Source organism: Arenimonas malthae CC-JY-1, assembly GCF_000747075.1.
In the GTDB taxonomy this organism is placed as follows: Bacteria; Pseudomonadota; Gammaproteobacteria; order Xanthomonadales; family Xanthomonadaceae; genus Arenimonas; species Arenimonas malthae.
In genome coordinates this window covers 1-14,394 of record NZ_AVCH01000146.1, presented here as the reverse complement: position 1 = coordinate 14,394, position 14,394 = coordinate 1, and the positions used below count along the sequence as shown (strand labels likewise).

Annotated in this window: 9 protein-coding genes, 1 tRNA gene and 1 pseudogene; 6 read left to right on the top strand and 5 right to left on the bottom strand. The window is 71.5% G+C overall.

Going from position 1 to position 14,394, the window contains the following annotated elements:
- The 4 genes from ybgF to N790_RS06430 form a co-directional block, all read left to right on the top strand.
- The coding region (ybgF, locus tag N790_RS06445) for a tol-pal system protein YbgF (protein ID WP_043802285.1) at nt 1–508 on the top strand (508 nt) is incomplete at its 5' end.
- A gap of 25 nt (nt 509–533) precedes the next feature.
- Nucleotides 534–1,190: a 7-carboxy-7-deazaguanine synthase QueE gene (gene queE, locus N790_RS06440; protein WP_043802281.1), complete on the top strand. Its 657-nt coding sequence runs from the start codon at nt 534–536 to the stop codon at nt 1,188–1,190.
- 12 nt (nt 1,191–1,202) lie between these two features.
- Nucleotides 1,203–1,877 (top strand): 7-cyano-7-deazaguanine synthase QueC, encoded by a 675-nt coding sequence (queC, locus tag N790_RS06435; RefSeq protein ID WP_043802279.1) that lies wholly within the window; start codon nt 1,203–1,205, stop codon nt 1,875–1,877.
- Nucleotides 1,878–1,901: 24 nt separating this feature from the next.
- Nucleotides 1,902–1,977, top strand: a tRNA-Lys gene (locus tag N790_RS06430).
- A gap of 65 nt (nt 1,978–2,042) precedes the next feature.
- On the opposite strand, the gene N790_RS06425 is transcribed toward N790_RS06430, so the two are convergent.
- The 4 genes and pseudogenes from N790_RS06425 to N790_RS06410 all read right to left on the bottom strand — a co-directional run.
- Complete coding sequence (locus N790_RS06425; RefSeq protein ID WP_156969966.1) at nt 2,043–3,917, bottom strand: hypothetical protein; 1,875 nt, start codon at nt 3,915–3,917, stop codon at nt 2,043–2,045.
- 143 nt (nt 3,918–4,060) lie between these two features.
- On the bottom strand, nt 4,061–5,074 hold the full coding sequence (locus N790_RS06420; protein ID WP_043802274.1) for a lipid A deacylase LpxR family protein: 1,014 nt from the start codon (nt 5,072–5,074) through the stop codon (nt 4,061–4,063).
- Nucleotides 5,075–5,086: 12 nt separating this feature from the next.
- A complete protein-coding gene (gene recQ, locus N790_RS06415; RefSeq protein WP_043802271.1) occupies nt 5,087–6,898 on the bottom strand; it encodes a DNA helicase RecQ in 1,812 nt (603 codons plus the stop codon).
- Nucleotides 6,899–6,986: 88 nt separating this feature from the next.
- Nucleotides 6,987–7,463 (bottom strand): annotated as a pseudogene (locus tag N790_RS06410) (Dps family protein); the annotation flags it as partial.
- Between the two features lie 126 nt (nt 7,464–7,589).
- On the opposite strand from N790_RS06410, the gene hrpA reads away from it, so the two are divergent.
- Nucleotides 7,590–11,531 (top strand): ATP-dependent RNA helicase HrpA, encoded by a 3,942-nt coding sequence (hrpA, locus tag N790_RS06405; RefSeq protein WP_052385743.1) that lies wholly within the window; start codon nt 7,590–7,592, stop codon nt 11,529–11,531.
- Here the strand turns inward: hrpA and N790_RS06400 are convergent.
- On the bottom strand, nt 11,524–12,006 hold the full coding sequence (locus tag N790_RS06400; RefSeq protein ID WP_043802268.1) for a hypothetical protein: 483 nt from the start codon (nt 12,004–12,006) through the stop codon (nt 11,524–11,526). The two genes, hrpA and N790_RS06400, sit on opposite strands and share 8 nt — an antisense overlap.
- 118 nt (nt 12,007–12,124) lie before the next feature.
- Here N790_RS06400 and N790_RS06395 point away from each other — a divergent pair, with 118 nt between their 5' ends.
- Nucleotides 12,125–14,215: a RelA/SpoT family protein gene (locus N790_RS06395; RefSeq protein ID WP_043802282.1), complete on the top strand. Its 2,091-nt coding sequence runs from the start codon at nt 12,125–12,127 to the stop codon at nt 14,213–14,215.
- The last annotated feature ends 179 nt before the right edge of the window (nt 14,216–14,394 follow it).

Genomic DNA, 14,394 nt, shown 5'->3' with positions numbered 1-14,394 from the left:
GCCCGCCGCTGCCACCCCGGATTCCCCGGCCGCCGCCACCCCGGCCGCCGCCGCCGCTCCGGCGCCGCGCGACGCTGCCCCCGTGGCCGACGCCCCCGCCGCCGATGCCGTCGACCCGGCCGCCGAAGAGGCCGCCTACCAGGCCGCGCTCGACGCCCTGGTCGAACGCTTCGAGGCCGCCGACTCGGCCCGCCTGTTCCAGGCTTTCATCCGCGACTACCCGTCCAGCGCCCTGGTGCCGAACGCCTGGTACTGGCTGGGCGAAAGCTATTACGTCACCCAGAACTACGAGCTCGCGCTCGAGGCCTTCCAGACCCTGCTGGGCCAGTACGCCGGCTCGCGCAAGGAGGCCGACGCGCTGCTCAAGCTCGGCTACTGCCAGGTTGCGCTGGGCCAGCGCGCCGAGGGCGAAGCCAGCCTGCGCGACGTGATGTCGCGGCACCCGGGCACCGACGCGGCCGCCAAGGCCGAAAGCCGCCTGCGCACGCTCGCGCTCGAAAACCGCTGAACCCGGCCGCGCGCCGGAGATCGCCATGGACACCCCGGCCGCCGAGCGCCTGCGCCTGACCGAAATCTTCCTGTCCGTGCAGGGCGAATCCCGCACGGTCGGCTGGCCCACCGTGTTCGTCCGCCTCACCGGCTGCCCGCTGCGCTGCCAGTATTGCGACACGGCCTATGCCTTCCACGGCGGCGACTGGTGGGACATCGACGCCATCCTGGCCGAAGTGGCGAAACACGGCGTGCGCCACGTCTGCGTCACCGGCGGCGAGCCGCTGGCGCAGAAGCGCTGCCTGGCGCTGCTCGAACGCCTGTGCGACGCCGGTTACGAGGTGTCGCTGGAAACGTCGGGCGCGCTCGACATCGCCGGCGTCGACCCGCGCGTGAGCCGCGTGATGGACCTCAAGACGCCGGGCTCGAAGGAAGCGCACCGCAACCGGCTGGAAAACCTGCCGCTGCTCACCGCGCATGACCAGATCAAGTTCGTCATCTGCGACCGCGCCGATTACGACTGGGCGAAGGACATGCTGGCCACGCACGCGCTGGAAAAGCGCTGCGAGGTGCTGTTTTCGCCCAGCCAGGGCCAGCTGGCGCCGCGCGAGCTCGCCGAGTGGATCATCGCCGACCGGCTGCCGGTGCGCTTCCAGCTGCAGCTGCACAAGGTGCTCTGGGGCGACCAGCCGGGCCGCTGAAAGGAACCTGGAATGAAGAAGGCAGTCGTATTGGTCTCGGGTGGCATGGATTCGGCGGTGGTGCTGGCGCTGGCGCGCGAGCAGGGTTTCGCCTGCCATGCCCTGAGCGTGTCCTACGGACAGCGGCATACGTCCGAGCTGGCCGCGGCGGCCGAGCTGGCCAGGGTGCAGGGCGCCGTCGAGCACAAGGTGGTCACCGTGGACCTGCGCAGCATCGGCGGTTCGGCGCTCACCGCCGACATCGACGTGCCGGAAACCGCGGGGCAGGGCATCCCGGTCACCTACGTGCCGGCGCGCAACACCATCATGCTGTCGATCGCGCTCGGCTGGGCCGAGGTGCTGGGTGCCGACGACCTGTTCTGCGGCGTGAACGCGGTCGACTACAGCGGTTACCCCGATTGCCGCCCCGAATTCATCGCCGCCTTCGAGCGGCTGGCCAACCTGGCCACCAAGGCCGGCGTCGAGGGCCATTCGCTGCGCGTGCATGCGCCGCTGATGCGCCTGGGCAAGGCCGACATCGCCCGCGAAGGCGCCCGCCTGGGCGTGGATTTCTCGCGCACCGTGTCGTGCTACCAGGCCGATGCCGAAGGCCGCGCCTGCGGGCGCTGCGACGCCTGCCGCCTGCGCGCCGAGGGATTCGCCGCCGCCGGCCTGGCCGACCCCACGCGCTACGCGCCGCGCGGATGATGCGGTAAACTTCCGGGCCTCGGTGGGCCGTTAGCTCAGTTGGTAGAGCAGCTGGCTTTTAACTAGTTGGTCGTAGGTTCGAATCCTACACGGCCCACCACTTCCACCCCGCGAAAAGAAAGGGCCCGCCGAAGCGGGCCCTTTTCCGTTGCGGAGCCCCGGGGCTCAGACTTCTTCCGGCGGCAGCGGCTCTTCCATTTCCTCGGCCACTTCCGGGCGCACCATCACGTGGTTGCTGATCGTGCCCGAGTCCGGGTTGACGATCTGGTACAGGCCCTGGATCTGGTTGTTCGGGGCCGAGACGGTGACGTTGAGCGTGGCGCGCGGCGCGGCCGTGAAGCCGGTGAGCACGTCCGACAGGTCCACGACGAGGGTGCCCCGGGCCGGCACGGTGCCGGTGAGGTTCGAGGTGGAGATGACGTTGCCGGTTTCGCCGAAGACCTGGATCACGTAGGGGCGGTCCAGCGAGCCGGTGTTGGTGAGCACCATGCGCGACAGGTAGTTGGCCGGTACCTGCGCCAGCGGGGCCTGCAGCTCGGTGCCGTTGCGGGTGATGCGGCCCAGGTCCAGCGGGCCACGGCCGGCCACGGCATAGGTGCTGGCGTCGGCCGACAACGGGGCCAGGGCCACGGTGAAGTTGCTGGCGCGGATCGCCTCGCCACCGGTCTCGTAGCACAGGTAGTGGTCCACGTAGGCGTTGCTGCCGATGGTGAAGACCGCCTCGGACGCGTCGAAGCTGTCCGCCTGCTGCATGTCGAAGTCGCACTCCTCGTCCGGCGTGATGAACACGCGTCCGGCGGCGCTGAAGTCACCCGTGAATACCAGGGTGGTGTCCCCGCCCATCAGGTCGGCCAGTTCGATGGCCTCGCCGTCGAGGGTGATCGGCTGCGAGCCGCCGAGCACCTGCTGGCGGGTGCCATAGCTGAAGCCGCCGATGTTGCCGAGCGTGGTTTCCCAGGTCGGGGCGCGGCGGGTGAACTCGCTGTAGGCCGGCTCGGCCGACTCCACGTCCGCCACCGGGTTGCCCTGCGAGTCCACGTGCAGGACGTAGCTCGGCACGAACTGCAGGTAGGCGCCGGAGGTGGTGGCCACGCGACCGGCGGGGCCGCCGGCCTGCGCCTGCGACGGGAAGTCGTACAGGCCGTAGGTGCAGTCCACCGGGCCCTTGGCGGTGACCGTGCGGTCGCCGTCCACGGTCAGCAGGTCGGTCGCGACGACCGGGGTGGCCCCCGCGGTGATCGAGAAGTAGATGGCGTCGCTGCCGATGCCGTTGACGGAACCGATCAGGTTCGAGGCGTCGCCGCTGAAGGCCACGGTGGTACCCGGGGCGAACTGCACGCCCGGGCAGTGCATGCGCGCGTAGCGCACTTCGCCCGGCGAGAACGCGTAGCCCACCTCGGTGTTGATGTCGAGGCGGCCGGTGTTGGCCAGGGTGCGCGACGGCGGGATGACCAGTTCCTCGGCCACGCGCACCGGGGTGTTGCTGGCCGGGTTCGTCAGCTCGAACCGGGCAGGCGTCAGGCGCACGTCGGCCACGGGGCAGTCGATCTGGGTGTCGAAGGCGCCGGAGCCCGTGCTGAAGGCGCCGTTCACGACGTAGTAGGTGGTGCCGGCCTCGAGGCTGATCGACGGGATCAGCGACTGGGTGACGGTGAGGTAGTCGTCGTTGTAGGCGATCAGGTTGCCTTCGGGCGCCATCGGGTCGAAGGCGTCGCGGTAGAGCAACAGGTAGCCGTCATAGGTGGGCATGGAGCTGTAGAGCTCGCAGGTGTCGTCCTGCGACACGCTCATGACCTGCACGGAATAGGGGGCGACCGAGAAACCGAAGGGGCGGGTCCAGGTCGGGCCACCCGCGGTGGTGCCGGCGTAGGCCACGAGGTCCTTGGTGGCGATGGCCTGGCGGGCGCTGCCGCCCATGGCGCGGCTGGCCTGCAGGGCGGCTTCCTTTTCCTGGAGCTGCTGGGCGCTCTGCGCCTTCACGGTGCCCGGGGCGGCGATGGCGATGGCCAGGGCCATCAGGGTCAAGACGGGATGCTTCAAGGGGAGTCCTCTTTCACTGGGGTTTGCGGGCAAGGCGCCCGACGAAAAAGCAAAACGCATTTTCCATTGTCGCCGGACAATGCGTCAGTGACTTTGCTCATGGTCAAGCGGGAATCAGGGAATCCCCGAGGCCCGCGCCGTGATCAGAAGCTGCGCCCCAGGCTCAGGCTTCCGTAGACGGGCGCTTGTTCCTGCCCGTTGAATTCGCGCGAGCGGCGGTAGTGCGCGCCGGCGAAACGCCATGGCCCGTGCGTGAGCACCACGCCCAGGCCCAGTTCGGCCACGAAGTCGCGACGGTCCACCGAGTGGCCGTCCTTGGCGCTGCCGCCGTCGAGCGTGATGTCGTGCGCGACGCCGCGCGCCTCGAGGCTGGCGAAGAAATGCCAGTCCCAGCCCCGCCCGTGCCATTCGCCGCCCGGAGCCATGCCTTCGCCCGCCATGCGCATCGGGTTGGAGCCGAAGTCGTCGGGCAGGCGCGGGCCGAAGCGCACTTCCACGCCGGCGTTGGCATAGGTGATGGCGTTGCCGGCGGTGGCGCCGGCGTAGACGATGCGGTCCCAGCCCAGGCCACCGGCGCCGTCGTCGGTGCGCCAGCGCCAGGCGCGTTCGTGGCCCAGCTGCAGCAGCGGCTCATCGCGCAGCTGGTTGTCCCAGCCGCGGAAGCGGGCGCGGCCGAACAACTGGTGCAGTGCGTCCTGCGCCATCTCGCCCTGGGCGGACGGGCCGACGATGCCGAGCTTGAGCCGGGTGGACGCCAGCCGTTTGCCATCCCGCACGTGGTGGGCCAGTCCCAGCAGCAGCAGGCCGGCATAGGGCCGGTCCTCGGCGATCACGTCGGCGCGGTGGCCGTCGGCGGGCGTGTAGATGGCGTGGTGCAGGCTCAGGGCCAGGTTGCGCTGCGCGCCGTCGCCCCAGCGCAGCCAGGGCGTGGCGCGGTCCAGGAAAGCCACGAAGCCGGGCAGGCAGCCGGTGTCGTCGCCCGACACGGTTGGCGACACCCAGGTGGCGGCGAAGCCGGCCGAGTAACCCTGGTCCTGGCCCGCCTGGCCGTAGACGTCGTTGTCGGAGCGCAGCAGCAGGCGGCTGTCGCCGCAGTCGGCGGCGGCCAGCGGGGCGAGGGCGAGGAGGAGCGTGGCGGTCGGAAGTCGCGGAAACATGGGCGGGGGTTCTCAGGCGGGTTCGGTGTCGCGCACGGTGGCCAGCACCTGCTCGCCGTAACGCTCGAGCTTGGCGCTGCCGACGCCGGGCAGGGTGCCCAGTTCGCCGAGGCTGCGCGGGCGGCGCTCGGCGATGGCGCGCAGGGTGGCGTCGTGGAAGATGACATAAGCCGGCACGGACTGTTCGCGCGCCAGTTCGGCGCGCAGGCCGCGCAGGGCCTCGAACAGCGGCTGGTCGTCGGCCGACAGCGCCACCGGTGCCGGGCCGCCGCGGACGGGCGAACCGCGCTCGCGGCGCCGCACCACGTCCTCGCGCAGCGCCACCGGCTGCTCGCCGCGCAGCACGGGCCGGCTGGCGTCGGTCAGGAACAGGCTACCATGGCCTTCGATGTCCACTTCCAGCAGGCCCAGCGCCACCAGCTGGCGGAACACGCCCTTCCACTGCCGCTCGTCGAGGTCGGCGCCGATGCCGAAGGTGCTGAGCTGGTCGTGGCCAAGCTGCAGCACGCGCTCCTTGCGCTGGCCGCGCAGCACGTCCACCAGGTGGGTGACGCCGAAGCGCTGCCCGGTGCGGTAGACGCAGGACAGCGCCTTGCGCGCGGCCTCGGTGCCGTCCCAGGTGCGCGGCGGTTCCAGGCAGTTGTCGCAGTTGCCGCAGGGTTGCGGGTAGTCCTCGCCGAAGGCGGCGAGCAGGGTCTGCCGGCGGCAGCGGGTGGATTCGCAGAAGCCGAGCAGCACGTCGAGCTTGCGGCGCTCCAGGCGCCGGCGTTCTTCGCCGGCTTCGGATTGTTCGATCATCTGGCGCAGCAGCACCACGTCGCCCAGGCCGTAACACAGCCAGGCTTCGGCCGGGTCGCCGTCGCGGCCGGCACGGCCGGTTTCCTGGTAGTAGCCCTCCAGCGACTTGGGCAGGTCCAGGTGCGCCACGAAGCGCACGTCGGGTTTGTCGATGCCCATGCCGAAGGCGATGGTGGCCACCATCACCACGCCTTCCTCGCGCAGGAAGCGGCGCTGGTTTTCCGCGCGCACCCGGGCGTCCAGGCCGGCGTGGTAGGGCAGGGCGTGCACGCCCTGCTCGCACAGCCAGGCCGCGGTTTCCTCGACCTTGCGGCGCGACAGGCAGTAGACGATGCCGGCCTGCCCGCGCCGGGGCGCCAGGAAATCGAGCAGCTGGCGACGCGCATTGTCCTTCAGCGCCACCCGGTAGCGGATGTTCGGCCGGTCGAAGGAGGTGACGAACCAGGGCGCGTCCTGCAGGCCCAGGCGCTCGGCGATCTCGCGCCGGGTGGGGTGGTCGGCGGTGGCGGTGAGCGCGATGCGCGGCACGTCGGGCCAGCGCTCGTGCAGCAGGTTCAGTTCGCGGTATTCGGGGCGGAAATCGTGGCCCCATTGCGAGACGCAGTGCGCCTCGTCGATGGCGAACAGCGCGATGCGGCTGCGCCCGAGCAGGGACAGGAAACGGTCGGTGAGCAGGCGCTCGGGCGCGACGTAGAGCAGGTCCAGGTCGCCGGCCAGCAGCCGCGCCTCCACCGCCGCGGCGGCTTCGCCGGTGAGCGAGGAGTTGAGGAAGGCCGCGCGCACGCCCAGCTGCTCCAGCGCCTCCACCTGGTCCTGCATCAGCGCGATCAGCGGCGACACCACGATGCCGGTGCCCTCGCGCAGCAGCGCCGGCACCTGGTAACACAGCGACTTGCCGGCGCCGGTGGGCATCAGCACCAGGCAGTCGCCGCCGGCGACCAGCTGGTCGACCACGGCGGCCTGCTGTCCGCGGAAATCGGCGAAGCCGAAGACGCGGCGCAGCAGTTCGAGGGCGGGGGTGCTCATGGCGCCATTTTACCGGCTGCGGATGCGAAGGCGGCGGCAGGTTTCCCCGCCGCCGCCCCGGAAATCCACCCGGTGGGGGTGGGAAGGTTCATTCGAGCAGCGAACGCAGCATCCAGGCGTTCTTCTCGTGCACCTGCAGGCGCTGGGTGGCCAGGTCCACGGTGGGGTCGTCGCCGGCGCCGTCGGCGGTCTTGAGCACCTTGCGGGCGGTGCGGCAGACGGCCTCGTTGCCCGCCACCAGCTGGCGCACCATGTCCTGCCAGCCCAGCGTGCCGGCGGCCGATTCCTCGCGGATGCTCGAGAGCTTCACGAACTCGGCGTAGGAGCCCGGCGCGTTGAAGCCCAGGGCGCGGATGCGTTCGGCGATCTCGTCGAGCGCGGTCCATTCCTCGGTGTACTGGGTCATGAACATGCCGTGCAGGGTGTTGAACATCGGCCCGGTCACGTTCCAGTGGAAATTGTGGGTCTTGAGGTAGAGCGTGTAGCTGTCGGCCAGGAAGTGCGACAGGCCGTCGGCGATCCTGCGGCGATCCTTTTCGCCGATGCCGATGTCGATCTTGGGGGCGCCCTTTTCCGGCGCGGGGGCCTTCTTCGAAGCCATGGCTTTCCTCCTGTTTGGGGACGAAACCATCCTACGACATCACGCGTCGAGCACGGCTGAACCGCGGCGCAGACGTTACAATCACGTGATATGCCCGCTGCCCCGGCCCCCCTTCCCGCGTTTCCCGACGAGGCCGTGCTCAGCCGCGACCGCGGCCGCCTGCTGCGCCTGCTGGGCGCGGCGCGGAAGTCGCCCGGCGACGCCCGCAAGCGCGCTGATTACGAAGCCGCCCTGGCCGCCTCGATGGCCGCCCGCGAGGCGCGCGACGCGCGGGCGCCGAAGCCCTCCTTCGACGACAGCCTGCCGGTGGCGCGCGAGGCCGATGCGCTCATCGAGCTCATCCGCAAGCACCCGGTGGTGGTGGTCGCCGGCGAAACCGGTTCCGGCAAGACCACCCAGCTGCCCAAGCTTTGCCTGGCCGCCGGCCGCGGCCGCGCCGGCCTGATCGGCTGCACCCAGCCGCGCCGCATCGCCGCGCGCGCGGTGGCGCGCCGGGTGGCCGAGGAGCTGCAGTCGCCGCTGGGCGGGGCGGTGGGCTACCAGGTGCGTTTCACCGAAAACGTCGGCGAGGGCACCTTCGTCAAGTTCATGACCGACGGCATCCTGCTGGCGGAAATCCAGTCCGACCGCTGGCTGTCGAAGTACGACACGATCATCGTCGACGAGGCGCACGAGCGCAGCCTGAACATCGACTTCCTGCTCGGCTACCTCAAGCAGCTGGTCGCGCGCCGGCCCGACCTCAAGCTCGTCATCACCTCGGCCACCATCGACACCGAGCGCTTCGCCAGGCACTTCGGCAATGCGCCGGTGGTGAGCGTGGAAGGCCGCAGCTTCCCGGTGGAAGTGCGCTACCGCGCCGGCGGCGGCGAAGAAGGCGACGAGGAAGCCCTGCCGCTGGCCGAGGCCATCGTCGGCGCGGCCGACGAAATCACGCGCACCGACCCGCAGGGCGACATCCTGGTGTTCCTGCCCGGCGAGCGCGAGATCCGCGACGCCCACGCCGCGCTCAACCGCCGCAAGTACCGCGCCACCGAAGTCATCCCGCTGTACGCGCGGCTGTCGGTGCGCGACCAGGACAAGGTGTTCAACCCCGGCCCGGGCCGGCGCATCGTGCTGGCCACCAACGTCGCGGAAACCTCGCTCACGGTGCCGCGCATCCGCTACGTGATCGACCCCGGCCTGGCGCGCGTGAAGCGCTACAGCCCGCGCGGCAAGCTCGACCGCCTGCACATCGAACCCATCAGCCAGGCCAGCGCCGACCAGCGCAAGGGCCGCTGCGGCCGCGTCGCCGCCGGCGTGTGCTACCGCCTGTACGCCGAGGACGACTTCGCCGCGCGCCCGCGCTACACCGACCCGGAAATCCTGCGTGCCTCGCTGGCCGGCGTCATCCTGCGCATGCTGTCGCTGGGCCTGGGCCGGGTGGAGGATTTCCCCTTCATCGACCCGCCCGACCCGCGCGCGGTGGCCGACGGCTGGCAGACCCTGTCCGAACTGGGCGCGGTGGACGCCGAGCGCCAGCTCACCGCCACCGGCCGGGAAATGGCGCGCCTGCCGGTGGACCCGAAGCTGGCGCGCATGCTGGTGGCGGCGCGCGAACACCGCTGCCTGCCGGAGCTGCTGGTCATCGCCGCCTTCCTGGGCATCCAGGACCCGCGCGAGCGCCCCGCCGACGCACGCGAGAAGGCCGACAACGCCCACGCCGAGTTCGCCGACCCGAACTCCGAGTTCGTCGGCATCCTCAAGCTCTGGGAGGCCTACCGCGCCGCCCACGAAGACCTCACCCAGTCGAAGCTGCGCGGCTGGTGCGAGAAGCGTTTCCTGGCCTTCCTGCGCATGCGCGAGTGGCGCGAACTGCACCGCCAGCTCCTGCTGGCCTGCGAGGAAATGCGCTGGGAGGCCGGCGGCCACCCCGCGCTGGACGAACTGCTCGCGGCCGGCCAGCGCGACGGCGGCCGCGGCCCGTCCAAGGGCCTCGCGAAAACCCAGGCGCTGCACCGCGCGCTCATCGCCGGCCTGCCCAGCCAGGTGGGCCACCGCACCGAGAAGGGCATCTACGACGCGCCGCGGCAGCGCAAGTTCCAGCTCTTCCCCGGCAGCGCGCTGGCCAGGCAGCCGCCGGCCTGGGTGCTGGTGGCCACCCTGCTCGATACCCAGAAGGTCTGGGGCCTGATGGCCGCGAAGGTCGAGCCCGACTGGGTCATCGCCGAGCTGCCGCACCTGCTGGCGCGCAAGCACTTCGACCCGCACTGGTCGCGCAGTCAGGGCCGCGTGCTGGGCAGCGAGCAGATCTCGCTGTTCGGGCTGGTGCTGGCGCCGAAGAAGCCCGTCCACTACGGCGGGCTCTACCCGGAGGAGGCGCGCGAGATCTTCGTGCGCCAGGGCTTGGTGCCGGGCGAAGTGGACTGCCGCGCGCCCTTCCTCAAGCGCAACCTGGCCACGCTGGAAAAGGCGCGGGAGGAGGAAGCCAAGCTGCGCCGCGCCGGCCTGGTGGCCGACGAGGGCTGGCAGGCGCGCTGGTACCTCGACCGCCTGCCGCCCGAACTCAATTCCGTGGCCGGCCTCGACAGCTGGTACGGCAAGCTGCCGGCCGAGCAGAAGAAGGCGCTGGAATGGCCGCTGGCCGAGCTGCTGCCGGGCGAGGGCAGCGAGGCCGAGCGTTTCCCGAAGTTCCTGGCGCTCGGCGACGCCCGCCTGGCGCTGCATTACCGCTTCGAGCCGGGCCACCCCGAAGACGGCGTCACGCTCGACGTGCCGCTGCACCTGCTCAAGGCCCTCGACGCCGCGCGCCTGGGCTGGCTGGTGCCGGGCCTGGTCGAGGAGAAGGCCACCGCGCTGATCCGCGGCCTGCCCAAGGCCCAACGCCGCAACTATGTGCCCGCGCCCGATTTCGCCCGCGCCTTCGCCGAGGCGCATCCGAAGGCCGCGGCCGATTCGCTGCCCGGCACGCTGGCGCGTTTCCTCACCCGGGCCACGGGTGCGCCCGTGGCCGCGCTCGATTTCGACGAGGCCGCGCTCGACCCGCACCTGCGCATGAACCTGCGCCTGGCCGAGCGCGACGGCCGCGTGCTGGCGATGTCGCGCGACCTGGCCGCGCTGAAGGAAAAATTCGGCGAGCGCGCCGAACGCGCCTTCGCCGAACGCGCCGGCGAAGCGCTGGCGCGCGAAGGCCTCACCCGTTTCCCCGACGCGCCCATCCCGGTGCAGGTGGCCGGCGCCGCCGGCGTGCCGGCCTTCCCCGCGCTGGTGGACCAGGGCGAAAACGTGGCGCTGAGCGTGTTCGCCGACGCCGCCGAAGCCGCCCGCGAACACGCCGGCGGCGTGCGCCGCCTGCTGCGCCTGGCGCTGGCCGACAAACTCCGCCAGGCGCGCAAGCAGCTGCCGGTGTCGCCGAAGCTGGCGCTGCTCTACGCCGCGATCGAAGGCTTCACGCAGGCGCAAGGGCAGGCCCCGGCGCACGAACACCTGCGCGCCGACCTCGCCGATGCCGCCCTGCTGGCCGTCACCGACGGCGACCTGGGGCAGGTGCGCGACCCGGCCGCGTTCGCGCAGCGGCTCGACGACGCCTCGCGCCGCCTGTTCCCAGAGGCCATGGCGCGGCTGCAGCTGGCCGAACAGATCCTGGCGCTGGTGGCCGAGATCAAGCCGCGGCTGGAATCACCGCTGCTGGGCTGGGCCCGCGGCAACCTCGACGACCTCAAGGCCCAGCTCGCCGGCCTGGTGCCGCCGGGTTTCCTGCGCGAAACGCCGGCCGAGGCGCTGGCGGAATACCCGCGCTACCTCAAGGCGCTGTCGCTGCGCGCCGAACGCGCGCTGCGCGACCCGGTGCGCGACCAGGCCCGCATGCTGGAGCTGAAACCGTTCTGGGACGCGCTGGTGGCGGCACGCGCCAGCGGCCGGGCGAAGGACCCGGCCTGGCAGTCCCTGCGCTGGGACCTGGAGGAATTGCGCGTGTCGCTGTTCGCCCAGGAACTGGGCACCCGCCGCCAGGTCTCGGCCAAGCGGCTGGCCAGGCAGCTCGAAGCGCTTACTTGATGCGCTTGACCCGGGCGCGGGTGTTGTAGCCCACGACCTTCATGTACCACGCGCCCAGCGCGCCCGGCTCGATGATGATTTCCGGGTTGACCAGGCTCACCTTCAGGCGGCTGGTGCTGTCGGTGATCTGCCAGATCTGGCCGTTGTCGAAGCGGAAGCGCTGGCCCTGCTTGTTCCAGCCCTTGAACTCGCCGGTGATCGAGGTGTAGATCGAACCGTCCGCGCCGGTGCGCTGGTCGAAGCCGCGCAGGTCCTGGGCCGGGGTGGCGGCCGGCAGCGCGCTGGCCGCCTTGCCGGTTTCGCCGGCGATGAAGGCGTTGAGGCGGGCGAGCTCCTCGGGGCTGAGCTTGTCCAGGCCCGCGGCCTTGAATTCGGCCTCGGTCATGCGTTCCTCCAGCGAGGAGAACGACTGGGCCAGGACGCTGCCGCTGAACAGCGCGGCCAGGGCGAAGGAGAGGAGGAGCATTTTGCGCATGGTGGGAATCCGTACTGGTTACACTGCCAGCCAATGCGGGGCAGTCTAACTCCCCGTCCGACGCAGGCGCCACTTGAATACCCCGGTCCCCCAGCACAATCGGCGGCTCCACCCCTGGCTGGCCCGGCACGGCGCCGGCCAGCCGCTGCTGGCGTCGCTGTCCGAAGCGGCCAGGGACCTCCCGCACGAACCCGCCGAGGCCATGGCGGTGCAGGTGCTCGAAACCCTTCGGCCGCTGCGCGCCGACGCCGAAGTCCTGGCCGCCGCCGCGCTGCACCTGTGGCCGGCGCTGCGCGAGGCGCTGCCGGCCGGGCTGCTGGCCGGGACGCCCCGGGTGGGCCTGCTGCTCGACGGCCTGGCCGCCTCGGCCCAGGTCAGCGGCCTGCACCACCACCGGCACCGCCAGGGCGGCGCCGAAGGCCTGCGCCGCCTGCTGCTGGCCCTGGTGCGCGACCTGCGCGCGGTGCTGGTGCTGCTGGCCATCCAGCTGGTGCGGCTGCGCGATGCCGCCGCGCTGGAGCCCGACGAACGCCGCGCCCTGGCCGAGCTCACGTCCGACATCTACGCGCCGCTGGCGAACCGGCTGGGCATCTGGCAGCTCAAGTGGGAGCTCGAGGACCTGGCCTTCCGCACGCTGCAGCCGGAAACCTACCAGCGCATCGCCCGCCTGCTCGACGAAAAGCGCGGCGACCGCGAGCGCTTCATCGAAGACGCCATGGCGCGCATCCGCGCCGCGCTGGCCGAGGCCGGCATCGCCGCCGACGTGGCCGGCCGCCCCAAGCACATCTACAGCATCTGGAAGAAGATGCAGCGCAAGGGCGTGCCCTTCAGCGAGCTCTACGACATCCGCGCCGTGCGCGTGCTGGTGGACGACATCCCCGACTGCTACGCCGTGCTGGGCCTGGTGCACCAGCTCTGGCCGTCGATCCCCAGCGAGTTCGACGACTACATCGCGCACCCGAAGGGCAACGACTACCGCTCGCTGCACACCGCGGTGATCGGCCCGGGTGGCCGCACGCTGGAAGTGCAGATCCGCACCCACCAGATGCACGAACACGCCGAACTGGGCGTGGCCGCGCACTGGCGCTACAAGGAAGGCGGCGGCGCCGACGCCAGCTTCGAGCGCAAGGTGGCCTGGATGCGCCAGCTGCTCGAGGCCCGCGACGAGGGCGAGGACGCGTTGATGGCCGGCTTCTCCACCGAACTGGTGGAAGACCGCGTCTACGCCATCACCCCGCGCGGCGAAGTGGTGGACCTGCCGCGCGGCGCCACCGTGCTCGACTTCGCCTACGCCGTGCACACCGAGGTCGGCCACCGTTGCCGCGGCGCCAAGGTGAACGGCCGCATCGTGCCGCTCGACCACCGCCCGGCCACCGGCGACCAGGTCGAGATCCTCACCGCCAAGACCGCCGAACCGCGCCGCGACTGGCTGCAGGCGGGCAATGGGTTCCTCGCCACCGGCCGCGCCCGCGACAAGGTGCGCGCCTGGTTCCACAAGATCGACCGCGCCCGCAACCTGCAGGCCGGCAAGGACATGCTGGAGAAGGAGCTGCGCCGCGTCGCCCTGACGCAGGCCGACCTGGCGCCCGTGCAGGCGAAGTTCCGGCTGGAAACGCTGGACGACCTCTACCTGGCGCTGGCGCTGGGCGACCTCGGCCCCAGCCAGGTCAGCCGCGCACTGCACGAACACGCGCAGGCGCAGAAGGCGCCGGCGGAAGCGCCGGCGCCGGTGTCGCGCAAGCCGGCGGCCGCGGCCTCGCGCACGCCGTTCACGGTGGAAGGCGTGGGCAACCTGCTCAGCCAGATCGCGCGCTGCTGCCAGCCGGTGCCGGGCGATCCGATCGTGGGTTACCTCACCCGCGGCCGCGGCGTCAGCATCCATCGCGAGAACTGCCCCTCGCTGCAGCGGCTGCGGCTGGCGCACCCCGACCGCTGCCTGCCGGTGGAGTGGGGCGGCGGCCAGGCCGCCAGCTACGAAGTGGACGTGCAGCTGCGCGCCTTCGACCGCAAGTACCTGCTCAAGGACCTCACCAACACCATCGCGCAGATGGGCGTGAACATCCTGGGCGTGCAGTCGCGGGTGGACGAAGCCCAGGGCGTGGCCGACCTGCGCCTGGCGGTGCGCGTGGCCGACTACGGCCAGCTCAGCGACCTGCTGGGCCGCCTGAGCGCGGTGCCGGGCGTGCAGGACGCGCGCCGGCTGGGCTGAACGCCGCCGCGGCCGTGTTGGCGGCGGCTGTTATCCTGCCCGGCATGGAAGGAACGCAGGCATGAACGGAACGCGCAAGGAACCCGGCGCCACGCCGTCGCTGGGCGAGCTCTCGCAGCTCGACCTCGAGCGGCGTCCGCCGCGTGCCGCCGCGCCGCCGCCCGCGCCACCGCCGCGGC

Excerpts from the sequence above, each read along its gene's own strand:
- hrpA (WP_052385743.1), top strand. The coding sequence starts at position 7,590 with ATGCCCGCTGCCCCGGCCCCCCTTCCCGCGTTTCCCGACGAGGCCGTG.
- queE (WP_043802281.1), top strand. The coding sequence starts at position 534 with ATGGACACCCCGGCCGCCGAGCGCCTGCGCCTGACCGAAATCTTCCTG.
- recQ (WP_043802271.1), bottom strand. The coding sequence starts at position 6,898 with ATGAGCACCCCCGCCCTCGAACTGCTGCGCCGCGTCTTCGGCTTCGCC.
- N790_RS06400 (WP_043802268.1), bottom strand. The coding sequence starts at position 12,006 with ATGCGCAAAATGCTCCTCCTCTCCTTCGCCCTGGCCGCGCTGTTCAGC.
- queC (WP_043802279.1), top strand. The coding sequence starts at position 1,203 with ATGAAGAAGGCAGTCGTATTGGTCTCGGGTGGCATGGATTCGGCGGTG.
- N790_RS06420 (WP_043802274.1), bottom strand. The coding sequence starts at position 5,074 with ATGTTTCCGCGACTTCCGACCGCCACGCTCCTCCTCGCCCTCGCCCCG.